The sequence below is a fragment of the Pseudomonas brenneri genome (genome assembly GCF_007858285.1).
Taxonomy (GTDB): Bacteria; Pseudomonadota; Gammaproteobacteria; order Pseudomonadales; family Pseudomonadaceae; genus Aquipseudomonas; species Aquipseudomonas brenneri.
On the sequence record NZ_VFIL01000029.1, the window covers coordinates 1 to 866 of the forward strand.

1 protein-coding gene is annotated in these 866 nt (G+C 58.5%); it reads right to left on the bottom strand.

Annotated elements, in window-relative coordinates; genetic code table 11:
- On the bottom strand, window positions 1-866 hold an 866-nt coding region (locus tag FJD34_RS27990; RefSeq protein ID WP_146552304.1), incomplete at both ends, for a ribonucleotide-diphosphate reductase subunit beta.

Sequence of the window (866 nt, forward strand, 5' to 3'; positions counted from 1 at the left end):
GACAGGCGACGGTTGGCGATGAATTTGAGGTAGTCCTCCATCATCGCCGCGTTCATGCCCAGCACGCCGCGCGGCATGGTGTCGCGTGCGTATTCGATCTCCAGCTGGGTCCCTTGCAGGATCATCTGGGTCGCTTCTTCCTTCATGTCGGCATCCCACAAATGTGGGTTTTCGATTTTGATCTGGTTGATCACGTCGATACCGAAGTTCAGGTGCATCGACTCATCGCGCAGGATGTACTGGAACTGCTCGGCCACGCCGGTCATTTTGTTGCGCCGGCCCATGGACAGGATCTGGGTGAAGCCGCAGTAGAAGAAGATGCCTTCCAGTACGCAGTAGTAGGCGACCAGGTTGCGCAGCAGTTCCTTGTCGGTGTCGACGGTGCCGGTTTCGAACTTCGGATCGGAGATCGAACGGGTGTACTTCAGGCCCCAGGCGGCTTTTTTAGCGACCGATGGGATCTCGTGGTACATGTTGAAGATCTCGCCTTCATCCATGGCCAGCGATTCGATGCAGTACTGGTAGGCGTGGGTGTGGATCGCTTCTTCGAAGGCCTGGCGCAGGATGTACTGGCGGCACTCCGGGTTGGTGATCAGGCGGTATACGGCCAGGACCAGGTTGTTGGCGACCAGGGAATCGGCGGTGGAGAAGAAGCCCAGGTTGCGCATGACGATGCGACGTTCGTCGTCGGTCAGGCCCTCGGGGTTTTTCCACAGGGCGATGTCGGCGGTCATGTTGACCTCTTGCGGCATCCAGTGGTTGGCGCAGCCGTCGAGGTATTTCTGCCAGGCCCAGTCGTACTTGAACGGCACGAGTTGGTTGAGGTCGGCGCGGCAGTTGATCATGCGTTTTTCGTCAACGGCGAC